This window comes from Kitasatospora sp. NBC_00315, from assembly GCF_041435095.1.
In the GTDB taxonomy this organism is placed as follows: Bacteria; Actinomycetota; Actinomycetes; order Streptomycetales; family Streptomycetaceae; genus Kitasatospora.
Map to the genome: position 1 here is coordinate 3,134,895 of NZ_CP108025.1, position 15,466 is coordinate 3,150,360.

12 protein-coding genes are annotated in these 15,466 nt (G+C 73.5%); 4 read left to right on the forward strand and 8 right to left on the reverse strand.

Going from position 1 to position 15,466, the window contains the following annotated elements; translation table 11 throughout:
* Positions 1-77 precede the first annotated feature (77 nt).
* Positions 78-1,688 (reverse strand): NlpC/P60 family protein, encoded by a 1,611-nt coding sequence (locus OG823_RS12505; protein ID WP_371479562.1) that lies wholly within the window; start codon positions 1,686-1,688, stop codon positions 78-80.
* A gap of 340 nt (positions 1,689-2,028) precedes the next feature.
* Here OG823_RS12505 and OG823_RS12510 point away from each other — a divergent pair, with 340 nt between their 5' ends.
* Both OG823_RS12510 and OG823_RS12515 read left to right on the forward strand, forming a co-directional pair.
* Positions 2,029-3,201, forward strand: coding sequence for an anion permease (locus OG823_RS12510; protein ID WP_371479563.1), 1,173 nt, complete (start codon positions 2,029-2,031; stop codon positions 3,199-3,201).
* Between the two features lie 11 nt (positions 3,202-3,212).
* On the forward strand, positions 3,213-3,455 hold the full coding sequence (locus tag OG823_RS12515) for a hypothetical protein (protein ID WP_371479564.1): 243 nt from the start codon (positions 3,213-3,215) through the stop codon (positions 3,453-3,455).
* A gap of 220 nt (positions 3,456-3,675) precedes the next feature.
* On the opposite strand, the gene OG823_RS12520 is transcribed toward OG823_RS12515, so the two are convergent.
* Both OG823_RS12520 and OG823_RS12525 read right to left on the reverse strand, forming a co-directional pair.
* On the reverse strand, positions 3,676-5,229 hold the full coding sequence (locus OG823_RS12520) for an MDR family MFS transporter (protein ID WP_371479565.1): 1,554 nt from the start codon (positions 5,227-5,229) through the stop codon (positions 3,676-3,678).
* Between the two features lie 207 nt (positions 5,230-5,436).
* Complete coding sequence (locus OG823_RS12525; RefSeq protein ID WP_371479566.1) at positions 5,437-5,886, reverse strand: MarR family winged helix-turn-helix transcriptional regulator; 450 nt, start codon at positions 5,884-5,886, stop codon at positions 5,437-5,439.
* Between the two features lie 108 nt (positions 5,887-5,994).
* Between OG823_RS12525 and OG823_RS12530 the strand changes: the two genes are divergently transcribed.
* On the forward strand, positions 5,995-7,032 hold the full coding sequence (locus OG823_RS12530) for a DUF3533 domain-containing protein (RefSeq protein WP_371479567.1): 1,038 nt from the start codon (positions 5,995-5,997) through the stop codon (positions 7,030-7,032).
* Positions 7,033-7,144: 112 nt separating this feature from the next.
* On the opposite strand, the gene OG823_RS12535 is transcribed toward OG823_RS12530, so the two are convergent.
* From OG823_RS12535 to OG823_RS12555, 5 genes are all read right to left on the reverse strand, one after another.
* Positions 7,145-8,377, reverse strand: coding sequence for an ROK family protein (locus OG823_RS12535; RefSeq protein WP_371479568.1), 1,233 nt, complete (start codon positions 8,375-8,377; stop codon positions 7,145-7,147).
* A gap of 29 nt (positions 8,378-8,406) precedes the next feature.
* Positions 8,407-8,934, reverse strand: a complete 528-nt coding sequence (locus tag OG823_RS12540) for a GtrA family protein (RefSeq protein ID WP_371479569.1) — start codon at positions 8,932-8,934, stop codon at positions 8,407-8,409.
* A gap of 123 nt (positions 8,935-9,057) precedes the next feature.
* A complete protein-coding gene (locus OG823_RS12545; RefSeq protein ID WP_371479570.1) occupies positions 9,058-10,500 on the reverse strand; it encodes a hypothetical protein in 1,443 nt (480 codons plus the stop codon).
* Positions 10,501-10,841: 341 nt separating this feature from the next.
* Entirely contained in the window at positions 10,842-13,235 is a 2,394-nt protein-coding gene (lon, locus tag OG823_RS12550) for an endopeptidase La (RefSeq protein ID WP_371479571.1), read from the reverse strand.
* A 146-nt stretch (positions 13,236-13,381) separates the two neighbouring features.
* Complete coding sequence (locus tag OG823_RS12555) at positions 13,382-14,179, reverse strand: rhomboid-like protein (protein ID WP_371479572.1); 798 nt, start codon at positions 14,177-14,179, stop codon at positions 13,382-13,384.
* Positions 14,180-14,668: 489 nt separating this feature from the next.
* On the opposite strand from OG823_RS12555, the gene OG823_RS12560 reads away from it, so the two are divergent.
* Positions 14,669-15,406 (forward strand): response regulator transcription factor, encoded by a 738-nt coding sequence (locus OG823_RS12560; RefSeq protein ID WP_371479573.1) that lies wholly within the window; start codon positions 14,669-14,671, stop codon positions 15,404-15,406.
* Positions 15,407-15,466 lie beyond the last annotated feature (60 nt).

Sequence of the window (15,466 nt, forward strand, 5' to 3'; positions counted from 1 at the left end):
GGCGGTTCTCGCCGGACACGTCCGAGGTGTCCGGGCCCGGCCTCCGGCGCCCTGGCGTGAACCCGCGCGGAGCAGTGCTAGAGGCTGGGCACCCGGGCGGAGGAGGAGGCCGCCGGTGAGACCGGCGTCGCGTTCGCGGAGGCCGAGGTGGTGGCCGGTGCGGTCGAGGAGGCGGACGGCTCCGGCGAGGACTGCGTCGGTGTGCCCGCCCCCGAGGGGCCTCCCGTACCGGAGGGGCTGCCCGTACCGGAGGGGCCGCCCGTACCGGAGGGCGTACCGGTGCCGGAGGGCGTACCGCCGGGGGTCGTCGCGGTGTCCGTCGGCGATCCGGTCCCGGTGGACGGGGTCCCCGGCTCCGACGGCGCCGTGGTGGGCGTGACCCCGGGCGCGGGGGTGCCACCGGGCGTCGGCACCGCGGGCACGGTCGCCGGCGGCGACGGCGCTATCGGTGTCGCGGTGTCCCAGTTCGTCGGCAGGGCCGGCACCTTCCAGGCGCCGCCCTGGTCGTCCGCGCCGGTACCGGGATCCGGCCGGACGGCGCCCAGGATCGGCATCGAGCCGATCGGCGAGACCTTGATCACCGCGCCGGGGCGCGGCGCCTGCACCACCAGACCGCCGCCGATGTACATCGCGACGTGAGTGGCACCGGCGAAGTAGATCACCAGGTCGCCCGGGCGCAGCTGGTTCAGCGGTACGTGCTGGAGCCGGGCCCACTGCTCCTGGCTCGTCCGCGGGATCGGGTTCCCGGCGTGCAGCCAGGCCTGCGAGGTGAGGCCCGAGCAGTCGAAGACGTCCGGTCCCGCGCCGCCCCAGACGTACGGCTTGCCGAGCTGCGCCAGCGCGTACGCCACCGCCGCCCGGCCGGCCTGCGAGGGCGTCCGCTCGCCCTTGCCGAGTGCGCCGGAGGCGAGGAAGACCAGCTGGGCCTCGTCCGCCTGGACCTTCTCCAGCTCGGCGAGCTCGCTGCGCTGGGCACCGGTGAGCGAGCCGACCAGCTGCTCGACGGACGTCAGCTCGGAGGCGACCGCGGCCTTGGCCGTGTCCTGCTGCGCCACCAGTTCCTGGGATTCCTTGAGCGCGCCCTCGGTCTGCTTCTGCACGTCGCCGAGCGAAGCACGGTCGGACTTGAGGTGGTCCAGGAAGGCGGACTGCGAGCGGCTGGCCGCCGCGAGCAGCTCCGCCATGGTCACGGCCTCGTAGGGGTCGTCCGAGAGGAGCAGTTCGGCGTAGGCCGAGGCGCTGCCGTTGCGGTACTGGGCCGCGGCCAGCTGGGCGGCGATGTCCGTCCCCGCGTCCACCAGCTTCTGCTGGCGCTGCAGCTGGTTCTGCAGGTCGACCAGGGTGGCCTGCTGCTGGTTCACCTTGGCGACGGCGCCGTTGTACTGCTCGGTCGCGGCCTCGGCGCTGCCGTAGAGCTGGTGCAGCCGGTCCAGCAGCGGGCCGAGGGTCTGCTTGGCGTCGGCGAGCGGATCGGCGCCGGGGGCCACGGTCGGCGCGGTGGCCGAGGGGGTCGGCCCGGGCGCGGCGAACGCGGCCTGGGTCGCGAAGGGCAGTGACAGCGCGGCCACGGCGAGCACGGCGCCGCATCTGAGGGCGGCCCGGACCCACGGCCGTACCCCGGTCGATTCCGTACGCCGCAACGCCCCGCCCATCGGACTGCCCTCCCCGCCCCGGTAGCTCTTCGGCATGGCTTTCCGGATCTCCGCCGAATCCTGTCATGCCGGAGCCGGACCGAGACAGACCGTGCCCGTACATATTGATGAATTCTTCAGGGACGGCGGGGCCACCGGAGGGGCGGACCCGCAGGTGACTGTGAGACAGGTCTCAACAAACCCCATCGAAGTCGGATGATCCGCCCGAAAATGCCCGAACAGAGGGGCTCTCTCCACGTTTTCACAAGATCTACGCAACCTCCCGGACATGCCGGGAACCGCAACGTCCGATCCAGTTCACCTTCCGTTCATCCACCATCCCTACGGTCGCCCGTGACACCAACATCAGTGCGACAACTACGACGATTGTTTGGGTATGGAACACATCTCGTTCCTGGTAGCCGTCGTGATCATCACGGCGCTCGCCTTCGACTTCACCAACGGGTTCCACGACACCGCGAACGCGATGGCCACCTCCATCGCCACCGGCGCCCTGCGGCCCAAGGTCGCGGTCACCATCGCGGCGGTCCTCAACTTCGCGGGCGCCTTCCTGTCCGTGAAGGTCGCCACCACCATCTCGGGTGGCATCGTCAACGAGAAGGCGGGCCTCCATCCGTCGATCATCTTCGCGGCGCTGGTGGGCGCGATCCTCTGGAACCTGCTGACCTGGCTGCGAGGTCTGCCGTCCAGCTCCTCGCACGCGCTGTACGGCGGCCTGATCGGCGCCACCGTGGTGGGTGTCGGCTTCGGCGGCGTCAACTTCACGACCGTGGTGACCAAGATCCTCATCCCGGCCGTGGCCTCCCCGATCGTGGCCGGCCTGGCCTCCTGGGGCGCCACCAAGCTGGCGTACCTGATCACCTCGCGCGGCAACGAGAAGACGACCACCAAGGCCTTCAAGACCGGCCAGATCGCCTCCTCCTCGCTGATCTCGCTGGCCCACGGCACCAACGACGCCCAGAAGACGATGGGCATCATCACCCTGACCCTGGTCTCGGTCGGCGCCCTGCCCAAGGGCGCGCTGCCCCCCACCTGGGTGATCATCGGCGCCGGCGCGGCCATCGCGCTCGGCACCTACATGGGCGGCTGGCGCATCATCCGCTCGATGGGCAAGGGCCTCGCCGACATCCAGCCGCCGCAGGGCTTCTCCTCCGAGACGGCGGCCGCCGCGGTCATCCTGACCTCCTCGCACATGGGCTACGGCCTCTCCACCACTCAGGTCTGCTCCGGCGGCATCATGGGCGCCGGTCTCGGCGGCCCGAGGCGCCAGCTCAACTGGAGCATGGCCCGCCGGATGGTCTACACCTGGGGCCTGACGCTGCCCGCCGCCGCCCTGGTGGCCGGCGCAGCGGCCTTCGTCGCGGACCAGGGCACCTGGGGCGTCGTCGTGGTCGGCGCGGTCCTGGTGGCCGGCTCCGGTGCGATGTACCTGTTCTCCCGGCGCCAGCCGGTGCACTCGGGCAACGTCCGCGACGGCGCGGCGGTCGAGGTCACCCCCGTCCCGACGGCGGCCTCCCCCGCCCCCGTCCAGACCACCGTCGCGGCCTGAAGGGCAACGCCATGAACATCAAGTGGAACGCGCTGGCCCAGACGGCCGGTATCAGCTTCGGCATCACCGTCACCGTGGTCGCGGTCTTCGCCCTCGGCATCCTGGCCCTGTCCCGCCGCGAGGCCGCCCCGGAGAGCGGCTCGGCGCCGGGCCGGACCTCGGGCCGGGGCTCGCTCGCCCTGGCCGGCGCGAGCGTCTGCTTCGCCGCCTGCGCGGGCGCGGTGCTGTACGGACTGAGCCTGATCGCGGGCTAGCCGCACGCCCCACGGGGCGGGCGCACGACGGACGGGAGCGCGGGCCGGCGGCGGAGAGATTCCGCCGCCGGCCCGCGCTCCCGTCCTTGCCGGGCCCGTCGCCGCCCGGCTGCTCGTCGTCGCGGTGTTCGACGGCGGACCGTTCGACGGCGGACTGTCCGCCGCCCGACCGATCGACGGCAGGGCTCGTTCGACGGCAGGCCCGATCGACGGCCTGCCCTCAGCCGCCGTTCCCGGTCCGCAGCGGGACCTCACGGATGAAGAGCACCACCAGGAAGGCCAGCAGCGCGAACGGCGCCGCCACCAGGAAGACCACACCGACGCCGTGGCCGAACGCGTCGGTGACCAGCGGGACCACCGGCGCGGGCAGCGTGTGCAGGTCCGGGATCTCGCTGCCGCCGGCGCCGCCCTGGCCGGCCGGGATTCCCGCGGCCGTCATGTTCTCGGTGAGGTAGCGGCCGACCCGGTTGGTCATCAGGGCGCCGAGCGCCGAGACGCCCATCGCGCCGCCCATCGTGCGGAAGAAGGTGACCACCGAGCTGGCCGCGCCGAGCTCGCTGCGCGGCACGGTGTTCTGCACGGCCAGGACGAGGTTCTGCATGGTCAGGCCGAGCCCGATGCCCGCCAGCGCCATGTAGAGCGAGAGCCAGCCGTAGCCGGTGTCGTCCCGGACGGTGCCGAGCAGGCCGAAGCCGACCGCCAGCAGGAAGGTCCCGGCCACCAGGAAGCCCTTCCACCGGCCGTACCGGGTGATCAGTCTGCCGGCGACGGTGGAGGAGACCGCCAGGCCGAGGATCATCGGCAGCGTCATCAGGCCGGCCATCGTCGGCGACTTCTCCCGGGCCAGCTGGAAGTACTGGCTGAGGAAGGTCGTCGCGCCGTACATCCCCACCCCGACCAGCACGCTGGCGGCGGCGGCGAGGGTGACGGTGCGGTGGCGGAAGAGCGCCAGCGGGATGATCGGCTCGGCCGCGCGGCTCTCGACGAGGAGGGCGAGCGCGCCGAGCAGGACGCCGCCGCCGACCATCACCAGGGTCTGCCAGGAGACCCAGGCGTAGTTCTTGCCGGCCAGCGTGATCCAGATCATCATCAGGCTGACGGCGCCGGTGATGACGGTGGCGCCGAGGTAGTCGATCTTCGCCTTGCGCTTGACCACCGGGAGCCGCAGGGTGCGCTGGAGGACCAGGATCGCGATCAGCGAGAACGGGATGCCGACGTAGAAGCACCAGCGCCAGCCGAGCCAGTCGGTGTCGACGATCACACCGCCGATCAGCGGGCCGCCGATGGTGGCCAGCGCGAAGACCGCGCCGAAGTAGCCGCTGTAGCGCCCGCGCTCGCGCGGCGGGACCATCGCCGCCAGGCAGATCTGCGCCAGCGCGGTCACGCCGCCGGCGCCGACGCCCTGGAGCACCCGGCAGCCGATCAGTTCGGCGGTGTTCTGGGAGAGGCCGGCCAGGGCCGACGAGACGATGTAGATGACCAGTGCTATCTGCACCAGCAGCTTCTTGCTGACCAGGTCGGAGAGCTTGCCCCAGATCGGGGTGGACGCGGTCAGCGAGAGCAGGGCGGCGGTGATCACCCAGGTGTAGGCGGACTCACCGCCGTGCAGGTCGGTGAGGATCCTGGGCAGGGCGTTGGAGACCACGGTCGAGGAGAGCACCGCGACGAAGAGGCCGAGCAGCAGCCCGGAGAGGGCTTCGAGCACCTGCCGGTGGGTCATGGGGGTGTCGTCGGTGGTGGCGGCTCCGGTCGAGACGGGGGAGCTGACGGTCATCGGGGTCCTTCGGCTTTTTGGTACGAAAATTTGTTGCCTTGAGCAACCATAAAGAGGATGGTTGACCCGGGCAACTTTCTTCAAGCCCAAGTAAAGTTCTCGCCAGGTCCCTTTGCCCGCCCTTTGCCGGGCCGTCGGGACAGGTGAATCCACTCCCCGGGGGACGCCGCGCCCGGCCCGCGCCCGATCCACGACCGGCGCCGCCGGTCAGCTCCCGGCCGGCTCCTCGGTCAGGTCGTTGAAGCGCACCAGCAGGTCGGCGAAGCGCACCACGTCGTCCTGCGGCCAGGTCTCCAGCAACTCCCGGAACCGCGCCGTACGGGCGTCGCGCACCCGCAGATAGCGCGCCGTACCGTCCTCGGTCAGCGACACCAGCGCGGCCCGGCGGTCCAGCGGATCGATCTCCCGGGCCAGCAGCCCGATCTCCTCCAGCGCCTTGACCTGCCGGCTCACGGTGGCCTTGCCGACCGAGAAGTGCGCCCCGATGTCGGTCAGCCGCACCTTGCCGGCCTGCTCGACGAAGCCGAGCATGCTGTACCCCATGCCCTCCAGCTCCGGGTGCACCTGTCGCGACAGTTCCCCGACCCTGGCCCGCCCCCGCCGGAACAGCAGGGCGATCTCCCGCTCCACCGCCAGCAGAGCCTGCTCGTCACTCACCCCGCCAGTATCGCGCAGACATCGGCGCGGGATTCCCGGGCAGAGACGTACGTGATGGTACGAATCATCTGATTGGCACCCAATCGTCCTGACAGTAGGGAGATGTCGATGGCCGCCTCCGAGCCGGGCTTCGCCGCGGAACTCAAGGATGCGGTGACCCCTCGCACAGCACTGCTGGTGGTCGCGGTCCTCCTCCTCCAACTGGCCTTCATCGTGTCGTACGTCGGCGCGTTGCATCACCCGACGCCGCATCAGCTCTCCATCGCCGTCGTCGCCCCGCCGGCGGTCCAGCCGAAGCTGGTGGCGGCCCTGGAGGCGGTGCCGGACGACGCGGTCAGGACCTCCACCTCCCCCGACCGGGACACCGCCGTCGCGCGGATCAAGGATCAGAAGATCTACGCGGCACTGCTCTTCGACCCCAGCGGCACCCAGGACACCCTGCTGGTCGCCGACGCGCGCGGCCCGGCCGCCGCCAGGGCCGCCGAGACGATCGTCACCGCGATCGACAAGAACCAGGGGCGGACGGTCGTGGTCGACGACGTGGTGCCGCTGGCCCCGGGTGACGCCGAGGGGCTCTCCTCCTTCTACCTGGTGATCGGCTGGTGCGTCGGCGGCTACCTGGTCGCCTCGATCCTCGGCATCAGCGCCGGCTCCCGGCCCGCCAACACCGCCCGCGCGCTGATCCGGCTGGGCGCCCTGGCGCTGTACTCGATCGCGGCCGGCGTCGGCGGCGCCCTGATCGTCGGCCCGGTGCTGCACGCGCTGCCCGGCTCCACCTGGGGGCTGATCGGCCTCGGCACTCTGGTGGTGTTCGGGGTGGGCGCCTTCACGATGGCGCTGCAGTGCCTGTTCGGGATCGTCGGCATCGGGCTGGCGGTGCTGTTGTTCGTGGTCCTCGGCAATCCCAGCGCGGGCGGGGTGTTCCCGCCCCCACTGATGCCGGCCTTCTGGCGGGCCATCGGCGCGTGGTTCCCGAACGGCGCCGGGACCGACGTGGCCCGCTCGATCGCGTACTTCGGCGCCACCGGCATCGCCGTCCCCCTGATGGTGCTGACCGCCTGGGCCGTCGTCGGGGTCGCCGTGACCCTGGTCGCGGTGGCCTACCGGCCCGGCCGCGAGCGCGACCCGGCCCCGGCCCTCGCCTGAGCGGCGCGCACCCCTACCCGCGCGCACCCCTACCCGCGCGCCGCCCGGAAGCGCGCTCGGCGCGGGGGTGCGCCGCCGGAGCGCAGCGCCTCCCCCGCGCCTTCCCCGCGCCTCACACCCCCTCGGACCCCCGTCCGGAGAAGTGCCCCGGGTCGGCGACGATCGCCCGGACCACGCCGACCGCGGCGCCCAGCAGCGGTCCGCGGCGGCCCAGCTCGGAGACCGTCAGCCAGTCGTCGGCCCAGGGGCGGACGGTCACCCGCCCGGCGAGCTCCACGCGCATCGCCGGCAGCAGCCAGGGCGCCAGTTCCGCGTAGCCGCCGCCCAGCACCAGCTCCGCCGGGTCCAGCAGGTTCACCGCACCGGCCGCGGCGATGCCCAGCGCGGCGCCCGCACCGCTCAACGCGGCCAGCACGGCCGTGTCCCCGGCCGCCGCCCGCTCGGCGAGCAGCCCGACCCAGTCGCCGAGGACGCCCTCCAGTCCGGCCTCGCGCAGCACCGCCGCCTCACCCGCGTACTGCTCCAGGCAGCCGCGCGCCCCGCAGGCGCACGGCGGCCCGTCCGGGTGCACCGGTACGTGCCCGAGCTCTCCCGCGTAGCCGCGCGCCCCGCGCAGCAGCCGCCCGCCGACCACGATCGCGGAGCCGATGCCGGCCTCGGCCGACAGGTGGAAGAAGTCACCGGGGCGCCCTCCCAGCCAGAGCTCGGCCAGGCCGCCCAGGTTGGCCTCGTTGTCCACCTCGATCGGCAGCCCGGACAGCTCCTCCGCCCCGGCGGCACGAAGCGCCGGCCGCAGCTCGGCCGCGACCGGCACACCGGACCATCCGAGGTTGGGAGCCCGCTCGACCATGCCCTCGGCCGCGCCGACGAGGCCCGGCACGGCCAGGGCCAGACCGGCCGGGCGCAGCCCCGACTCCCGGGCGGCGCGGTGCAGCAGTTCGGCGAGGTCGGCGAGGACGGCGGCGGGCCGGCGCCCCCGGTTGGGCACCTCCATCCGCTGCCAGCTGCGGACCTCCCCGCTCAGGTCCACCACGCAGGCCGCCAGGTGCTGGACGCCGATCTCGGCCCCGAGGCCGCCGGGTCCGTCCGGGGCCAGCCCCAGTGCGGTGCCGGGCCGGCCGACCCTCCCGCTCGGGGTGGCCTGGCCCGCCTCGGTGAGCAGCCCGGCGGTCAGCAGCTCCTCGGCGAGCGAGGAGACCGCCGCGCGGGTCAGTCCGGTGGCCGCGGCGACCTCGGCGCGCGATCGGGGGCCCTCGGCGATCTGCCCGAGCACCAGGGCCAGGTTCGCCCGCCTCATGCCCTGCTGGCTGGCCGGGCCGGAATTGCGGGTGTCCGTCTCACGCATCGCTCGCCGCCTCTCTCACACCAAGGATCTCAGGCCCGGGAGACCGGCTCGGGGCGGCCCTCGGCCACCGGCTCGGGGTCGGCCACCGGCACGAACACCCAGCGCCGCATCGCCCAGTAGCGGAACACCATGGCCACCAGGGTGCCGACGAGCAGGCCGCTGACGAAGTCCGCGGCCTCCTGGGTGAACGCGCTGACGTCGGGCTCGCGGAGGTCCAGCAGGTAGCGCGAGACGATCAGCGGCACGTCGTTGACCAGGATCGCGACGGCACTGACCAGGAGGAACAGGACCGCCTCGCGCTGCCTGCCGTTCGCCCGGAAGGACCACTGGCGGTTCAGCACGTACGAGACGACGGTCGCGACCACGGTGGCGACGGTCAGGGCCACCACCGGCTTGTGCTCCAGCACGGTGAGCTTGAGCGAGAGGTTGACCATCATGGTCAGGACGAAGCAGGTGCTCCCGACCAGCAGGAACTTCACCGGCGTCCGGTGCTTCACCAGGAACGGACGCATCCGGGCCGGCACTCGGGCCAGGACGCGCTGGGTGGGGGACGGCATCCCCGCAGTGTCCCACGACGACCGGCCGCCGCCGGCCCGGTCCGGTCCTCGCTCGGCCTGGCCCGCGCCCCGGCCCAGCTCCGGGACGGGGCGCGGGGCGGCGGCCGCCGCCGGCCCGGTCCGCTACGGCGCGGTGACCCGCAGGACTCCGGTGGTGGTGCCCTGGTAGACGACTCCGCCGGGAGCGATGGAGCCGACCATCTGCAGGGTGTCGAAGAGGGAGGTGGCGCCGACGTACGCGGTGCGCACCGTGGCGCCCGTCCGCGGGTCGATCTCCGCGTAGAAGTAGGGGTCGGTGATCGAGGTGAGGTCGGTGAACGGGATGACGGGCAGGCGCAGGAAGGTGTGGATCAGGCCGTCGGCCGTGGACAGCCGGGGTACCGCGGCCGAGCGGGTCCTGGTGTCCCACACCGGGTCGCAGCCCGATCCGTCGGCGCGGACGTCCACCCGGGTGAGGCCGCCCACGAAGTCGGCGGAGGCCGGCACGGCGGGGCCCGCGTCGTCCGGAAGCTTCGGGTACGGGTAGCCGTAGGTACTGGCGACGAGGACGGTGTCACCCACCGCGACGGGCGAGTTCTCACTGCCGCTGCCGCCCGCCTTCAGGACCGGTACCGAGCAGACCGGTACGCCGGTGTCGGCCCGGTAGACCAGCAGGTGCACGGTCGGTGCGGCGTTGTCGACCACGGTGACGTAGTCGGTGCCGGTGCGCGGTCCGAAGAAGGTCGGGGTGGAGCCGGTGCCCCAGCTGAGCTGGCCCGGCTTGCGGCCCGGCCCCCGGTCGTACGGCTGCCGCCAGGCGACCGCGGGGGCTCCGTCGGCGCCGGCGGTGAGCAGGTAGGTCGCGTGGGTGGTGGCGACGGCGGTGCCGCCGGGGGCGGTGGAGATGCTGTTGGCGATCTTCTCCCCGGCGGGCAGCGCCAGGGTCCGGACGACGCCGGTGCGGTCGTCCGCGGTGCCGACCACGCCGCCGCCGGTGGCGAACCAGACCCGGCCCTGCCAGTCGGGCGAGACCCCGGTGACGGCGTCACCGTCCGGGACGGCGCCGGCCAGCGGGAGCCGGCTGTCGACGTACAGCTGCCAGTGGCCGGCCGCGTCGCGGCGGTGGCCGATCCGCAGCAGGTCGCGGTCGCCGTCGACGGCGACCAGGCGGTCCCGGTCGTCCAGGTAGGCGTACACGCCGCCGAGCAGCGAGCCCTTGGCGATCGGCAGCTCGGCGAGCGAGCGGCCGTCGGCGGGGTCGAGCAGGTGGACGGTGGGGACCAGCCCGAAGATCGTGGTGCAGAGCGCGACCGGGAAGCCGTCCGCGCCGACCAGGACGGTCGGGCAGGCGGACCGGAGCGCGATCCGGTCCGAGGTGAGCGGGCCGGGCGGGGGGCCGGGCAGCGCGGTGGCGTCCGAGGATCCGGTGTCGCCGTGCATGGTGGCGGTGCCGTCGGGGCCCGCGTACGGGTTGTGCGGTGGCAGCGGGCCGAAGGCGGGCACGGCCTGCGCCGGCGCGGCGCCGGCCAGTGCGAGCAGGGCGGCGGCGGAGAGTACGGCGGCGCGTGCGGGCAGCGTGAAGCGCATGGGATTCCCGTCCTGGGATGCGGTGGGCCCCTCCGGGGAGGCCGGGGAGGGAGGACAGCGGTGCGCACCACCCGGACGCTCTCCCCTGGCCGGGGAGCCCAGGCCGTGCCTGGGACAGGTAGGACCCGGACACGGCCGGGCGGGTCACCGCGCTGGGTCACAGAGCGCGGCGACAGATCGCGGAACACGCGCGGGCCAGGTCGACGTCGAGTCGACGGCTCAGGTGGGCGTGGCGATCCATGGCCCCATGCTGCTGGAGTGACGACGTGTCTCACAAGGGCGTCCCAGCATGCGGGCGCGCCCGACGGGACGTCATCTCCCGTCGGGCGCGCCCGGATGCGTCAGGCCGACACCAGCACCCCGGCCGGCTCCAGCGCCAGGCGCAGCACCTCCCGGACGTCGGCCACCGGGTGGACGGTGAGCCGCTCCAGCACCTCGGCCGGGACGTCGTCGAGGTCCGGCTCGTTGCGCTTGGGGATGATCACGGTGGTGATCCCGGCCCGGTCGGCGGCGAGCAGCTTCTGCTTCACCCCGCCGATCGGCAGCACCCGGCCGGTCAGTGAGACCTCACCGGTCATCGCCACGTCGGTGCGGACCTTGCGCCCGGAGAGCAGCGAGGCCAGCGCGGTGGTCATGGTGACACCGGCGCTCGGTCCGTCCTTGGGGACGGCTCCGGCCGGAACGTGCAGGTGTATGCCGCGGTCGCGCAGCGAGGTGACCGGCAGTTCCAGCTCGGCGCCGCGCGAACGCAGGTAGGAGAGCGCGATGTGCGCGGACTCCTTCATCACGTCGCCCAGCTGCCCGGTGAGGGTCAGCCCGGTGCCGCCGGTCTCGGCGTCGGCGAGCGAGGCCTCGATGTAGAGGACGTCGCCGCCCGCGCCGGTGACCGCGAGCCCGGTCGCCACACCGGGGACGGCGGTGCGCCGCTCGGCCGGCTCCTGGGCGGCCTCCGGGGTGTGGTGCGGGCGGCCGATCAGGGCGCGCAGGTCATCGGCCCCGATCGCGGCGGGCAGCTCGCGCTCGCCCAGCTCGCTCTGTGCGGCGACCTTGCGCAGCACCCGGGCGATCGAGCGCTCCAGGTCACGGACGCCCGCCTCCCTGGTGTACTCGCCCGCCAGCAGGCGCAGCGCCCGCTCGTCGACCTCGGCGTCCCCGCCCGCCAGGCCCGCCTTCTCCAGCTGGCGCGGGAGCAGGTGGTCGCGGGCGATGACGACCTTCTCGTCCTCGGTGTAGCCGTCGAGGCGGACCAGCTCCATCCGGTCGAGCAGCGGCCCGGGGATGGCCTCCAGCACGTTGGCGGTGGCGAGGAAGACCACGTCGGAGAGGTCGAGCTCGACCTCCAGGTAGTGGTCGCGGAAGGTGTGGTTCTGCGCCGGGTCGAGGACTTCGAGCAGGGCGGCGGCCGGGTCGCCCCGGTAGTCGGAGCCGACCTTGTCGATCTCGTCGAGCAGGACGACCGGGTTCATCGAACCGGCCTCCTTGATCGCCCGCACCACCCGGCCGGGCAGCGCGCCGACGTAGGTGCGGCGGTGGCCGCGGATCTCCGCCTCGTCCCGCACGCCGCCGAGCGCGACCCGCACGAAGCTGCGGCCCATCGCCCGGGCCACCGATTCGCCGAGCGAGGTCTTTCCGACTCCGGGCGGTCCCACCAGCGCCAGCACCGCGCCGCCGCGGCGACCGCCGATCTGCCCCAGGCCCCGGTCGGCCCGGCGCTTGCGCACGGCCAGGTACTCGACGATCCGGTCCTTGACGTCGGCGAGGCCGGCGTGGTCGGCGTCCAGCACGGCGCGGGCGCCGGCGATGTCGTAGGCGTCCTCGGAGCGCTCGTTCCAGGGCAGCTCCAGGACGGTGTCCAGCCAGGTGCGGATCCAGCTGCCCTCGGGCGACTGGTCGGAGGAGCGCTCCAGCTTGTCGACCTCCTTGAGGGCCGCCTCGCGGACCTTCTCCGGCAGGTCGGCGGCCTCGACGCGGGCACGGTAGTCGCCCTCCTCGTCGGCCGGGTCCCCGTTCAGCTCGGCCAGCTCCTTGCGGACGGCCTCCAGCTGGCGGCGGAGCAGGAACTCCTTCTGCTGCTTGGCGACGCCCTCCTCGACGTCCTTGCGGATGGTGTCGTTGACCTCCTCCTCCGCGAGGTGCTCGCGCAGCAGGCTCAGCGCGTACTCCAGGCGCGCGACCTGGTCGGCCTCCAGCAGCACCTTGAGCTTCTGCTCGGCGGTGGCGAACGGCGCGTAGCCGATGTTGTCGGCGAGCTCGCCGACGCCCTCGATCTGGGCGACCCGGTCGACGATCTGCCAGGCGCCGCGCTTGCGCAGCCACTGGGTGGAGACGGCCTTGTACTCCTTGACCAGCTCGGCGGCCCGGCCGCTCGGCGGGGCCGCGAGCGCGGACTCGCGGAACGGCGTGGTCTCCACCCAGAGCGCCGCGCCGGGGCCGGTGGTGCCGACGCCGATCCGGACCCGGCGTACGGCCCGCACCAGCGCGGCCGGATCGCCGTCGGCCAGCCGGCCGACCTGCTCGACGGTGGCGAGGGTGCCCACCGCCGCGTACGAGCCGTCCACCCGGGGCACCAGCAGGACCTGCGGCTTGGCGGTGCCGGTGGCGGCGGCTCGGGCGGCTTCGACGGCGGCGCGGACCTCGGTGTCGGACAGGTCCAGCGGGACGACCATCCCGGGCAGCACGACGTCGTCGTCGAGCGGCAGGACGGGCAGGGTGAGCGGTGTGGACGACGATGCCATGATCTCTCCCCAGTCAGTGAAGTTGAGCTGACCTGACTAAGGTTTCCGGAAGCCGGGATGTTCCCCGGCCGGTGTTCGCCCGCAGCGAAAGGGCAAGAACCGGCCGCCGGGACGGTGGGCGCGGTGGGCCGGGGCCCGCCGGCGCGCTACACCCGGTCGAGCGCGGCCCGCCGACGGGCGCCCTCGGCCGGCTGCGGCTCGCGCCCGGGCGCACGGCGGCCGGGCCACCCGGCGCGGGGCGCGCGCTCCCGGCCCCGACGGCCCGGCCTGCGGCTCAGCCACCACCCGAGCGCGAGGCCGGTCAGCAGAGCCGTCGGATGCCCCACCCCGGTGACCAGATCCCGGTCGGTGACCACCTGCTCGGTGACCAGGAGCACCGCGCCGCCCAGCGCGAGCAGCCGGCCGACCCGCGGCAGCAGCGCGGCCAGCGCCCCCAGGCTGGCCAGGACGCCGTAGCTGACCCCTATGTCCAGGAGGTCCATCGCGTCGGCGCCCAGCTGCCCGGTCGCGACCGCGAGGAGCACCACGCCCTGCGAGAGCAGGGTGGCCACCACGTGCCCGGCGGCGAACACCCCGAGGGCCCTGGCCGGGCCGACCCGACGCTCCAGCGGCGCCACCGTGAAGGCGAAGGCCCACAGGTAGGGCATCCAGACCGGGCCCGCCACCCAGAGACCGCTGAGCAGCAGCACCCTGAGCGGGTGGTGGAGCAGATGGTGACCGTCGGTGCTGGAGAACTCCTGGAGGCGGTGCACCAGCGCGGGATCGGCCAGCCGGCCGAGGAGCGTGGTGGCGGCGAGGACGGCGAGATAGCCGAGCGCGAAGGGGTTGCGCCGGGGCGTCGGCACCCGGCGCAGGACCCAGGCGCACAGCCCCGTGCGCAGGCCGAACCGGAGCGCGCCGTAGGGCGGCCCGGGGCGCGCGGCGCCCTCGCGTGCGCCTGCCATGGCACCTCCGTCCGTGCTTGTCGTGCTCACGTTACGTCGAGGATCTGGGAGCCCGCTGAGAACAAGTCGTGAAGATCGCGCGCATGGCACCCGGAAGCCGACCGACATGGTCCGGACCATCCCTCTGTTCACGTACGAGCAGGGGCGCTCCTTCGGAGTGTGCCACCGGCTTGGGTGCATACGCACCGCTACGGGGGAAATTTTCGCCGGGTAAGGTATCGGCCCGTGCCAACTCCCGAACGGGCCGTGTCCCGGCCCCGAGGGTTGGCCCGGGGGCCGGAAATGCCCGGCCCACCTGCCGGGAGAGGCCCGCTGTCCGTACGCTGCCACATGTGCGGGAGAGGTGCGCAGTCCACACCTGCGAGCCTGTCCGTACACATCGTGCAGGGACGGCGGACCCGGCACAGTCCACGACGGAACAAGACTACGAGCGGAGCCCGCCGTCCCCCCGGACGGCCGGCCCGCAGCCCTGGGGGCGGTGGCGTGACCGTGACAGAAATTCAGCAGGACACCGGCAACACCGGCGGTGCGGTGAGCAGCCAGCGCAGAGTGCTGGTGGTGGAGGACGAGCCCACGATCGCCGAGTCGATCGCGGCCCGGCTGGGCGCGGAGGGCTTCAAGGTCGCCGTGGCCCACGACGGCCCGGGAGCCGTGGACGGCTTCCACACCTGGCAGCCCGACCTCGTCGTGCTCGACGTGATGCTGCCCGGCTTCGACGGCCTGGAGGTGTGCCGCCGGATCCAGGCACAGCGCCCGGTCCCGGTCCTGATGCTGACCGCCCGCGACGACGAGACGGACCTCCTGGTCGGTCTCGGGGTCGGCGCGGACGACTACATGACCAAGCCGTTCTCCATGCGCGAGCTGGCCGCCCGGGTCAACGTGCTGCTGCGCCGCGTCGAGCGCGCCCAGCAGGCCGCCCGGACGCCCACGCTCGGCAGCCTGCGCTTCGGCGAACTGGAGATCGACCACGTCCAGCGGCGGGTCCGGCTGGCCTCGGGAGACGTCCACCTGACGCCCACCGAGTTCGACCTGCTCGCCTGCCTGGCGGCCCAGCCGCGCGCGGTGCTCACCCGCGAACAGCTGCTCGCCGAGGTCTGGGACTGGACCGACGCCTCCGGCACCCGCACCGTGGACAGCCACGTGAAGGCGCTGCGCCGCAAGATCGGCGCGAGCTGGATCCGCACGGTGCACGGTGTCGGTTACGCGCTGGAGGCACCGGTCGCCTAGCGACCGGGCAGCAGCGGCATGGGCCACCGGGGGGCCCACTGCCGTGCACGGCGAAGCCGT

Bases quoted from the DNA above. Each gene is read 5' to 3' on its own strand.
- OG823_RS12515 (WP_371479564.1), top strand. From the start codon at position 3,213: ATGAACATCAAGTGGAACGCGCTGGCCCAGACGGCCGGTATCAGCTTC.
- OG823_RS12520 (WP_371479565.1), bottom strand. From the start codon at position 5,229: ATGACCGTCAGCTCCCCCGTCTCGACCGGAGCCGCCACCACCGACGAC.
- OG823_RS12505 (WP_371479562.1), bottom strand. From the start codon at position 1,688: ATGCCGAAGAGCTACCGGGGCGGGGAGGGCAGTCCGATGGGCGGGGCG.
- OG823_RS12535 (WP_371479568.1), bottom strand. From the start codon at position 8,377: ATGCGTGAGACGGACACCCGCAATTCCGGCCCGGCCAGCCAGCAGGGC.
- OG823_RS12510 (WP_371479563.1), top strand. From the start codon at position 2,029: ATGGAACACATCTCGTTCCTGGTAGCCGTCGTGATCATCACGGCGCTC.
- OG823_RS12530 (WP_371479567.1), top strand. From the start codon at position 5,995: ATGGCCGCCTCCGAGCCGGGCTTCGCCGCGGAACTCAAGGATGCGGTG.
- OG823_RS12540 (WP_371479569.1), bottom strand. From the start codon at position 8,934: ATGCCGTCCCCCACCCAGCGCGTCCTGGCCCGAGTGCCGGCCCGGATG.
- OG823_RS12555 (WP_371479572.1), bottom strand. From the start codon at position 14,179: ATGGCAGGCGCACGCGAGGGCGCCGCGCGCCCCGGGCCGCCCTACGGC.
- lon (WP_371479571.1), bottom strand. From the start codon at position 13,235: ATGGCATCGTCGTCCACACCGCTCACCCTGCCCGTCCTGCCGCTCGAC.
- OG823_RS12545 (WP_371479570.1), bottom strand. From the start codon at position 10,500: ATGCGCTTCACGCTGCCCGCACGCGCCGCCGTACTCTCCGCCGCCGCC.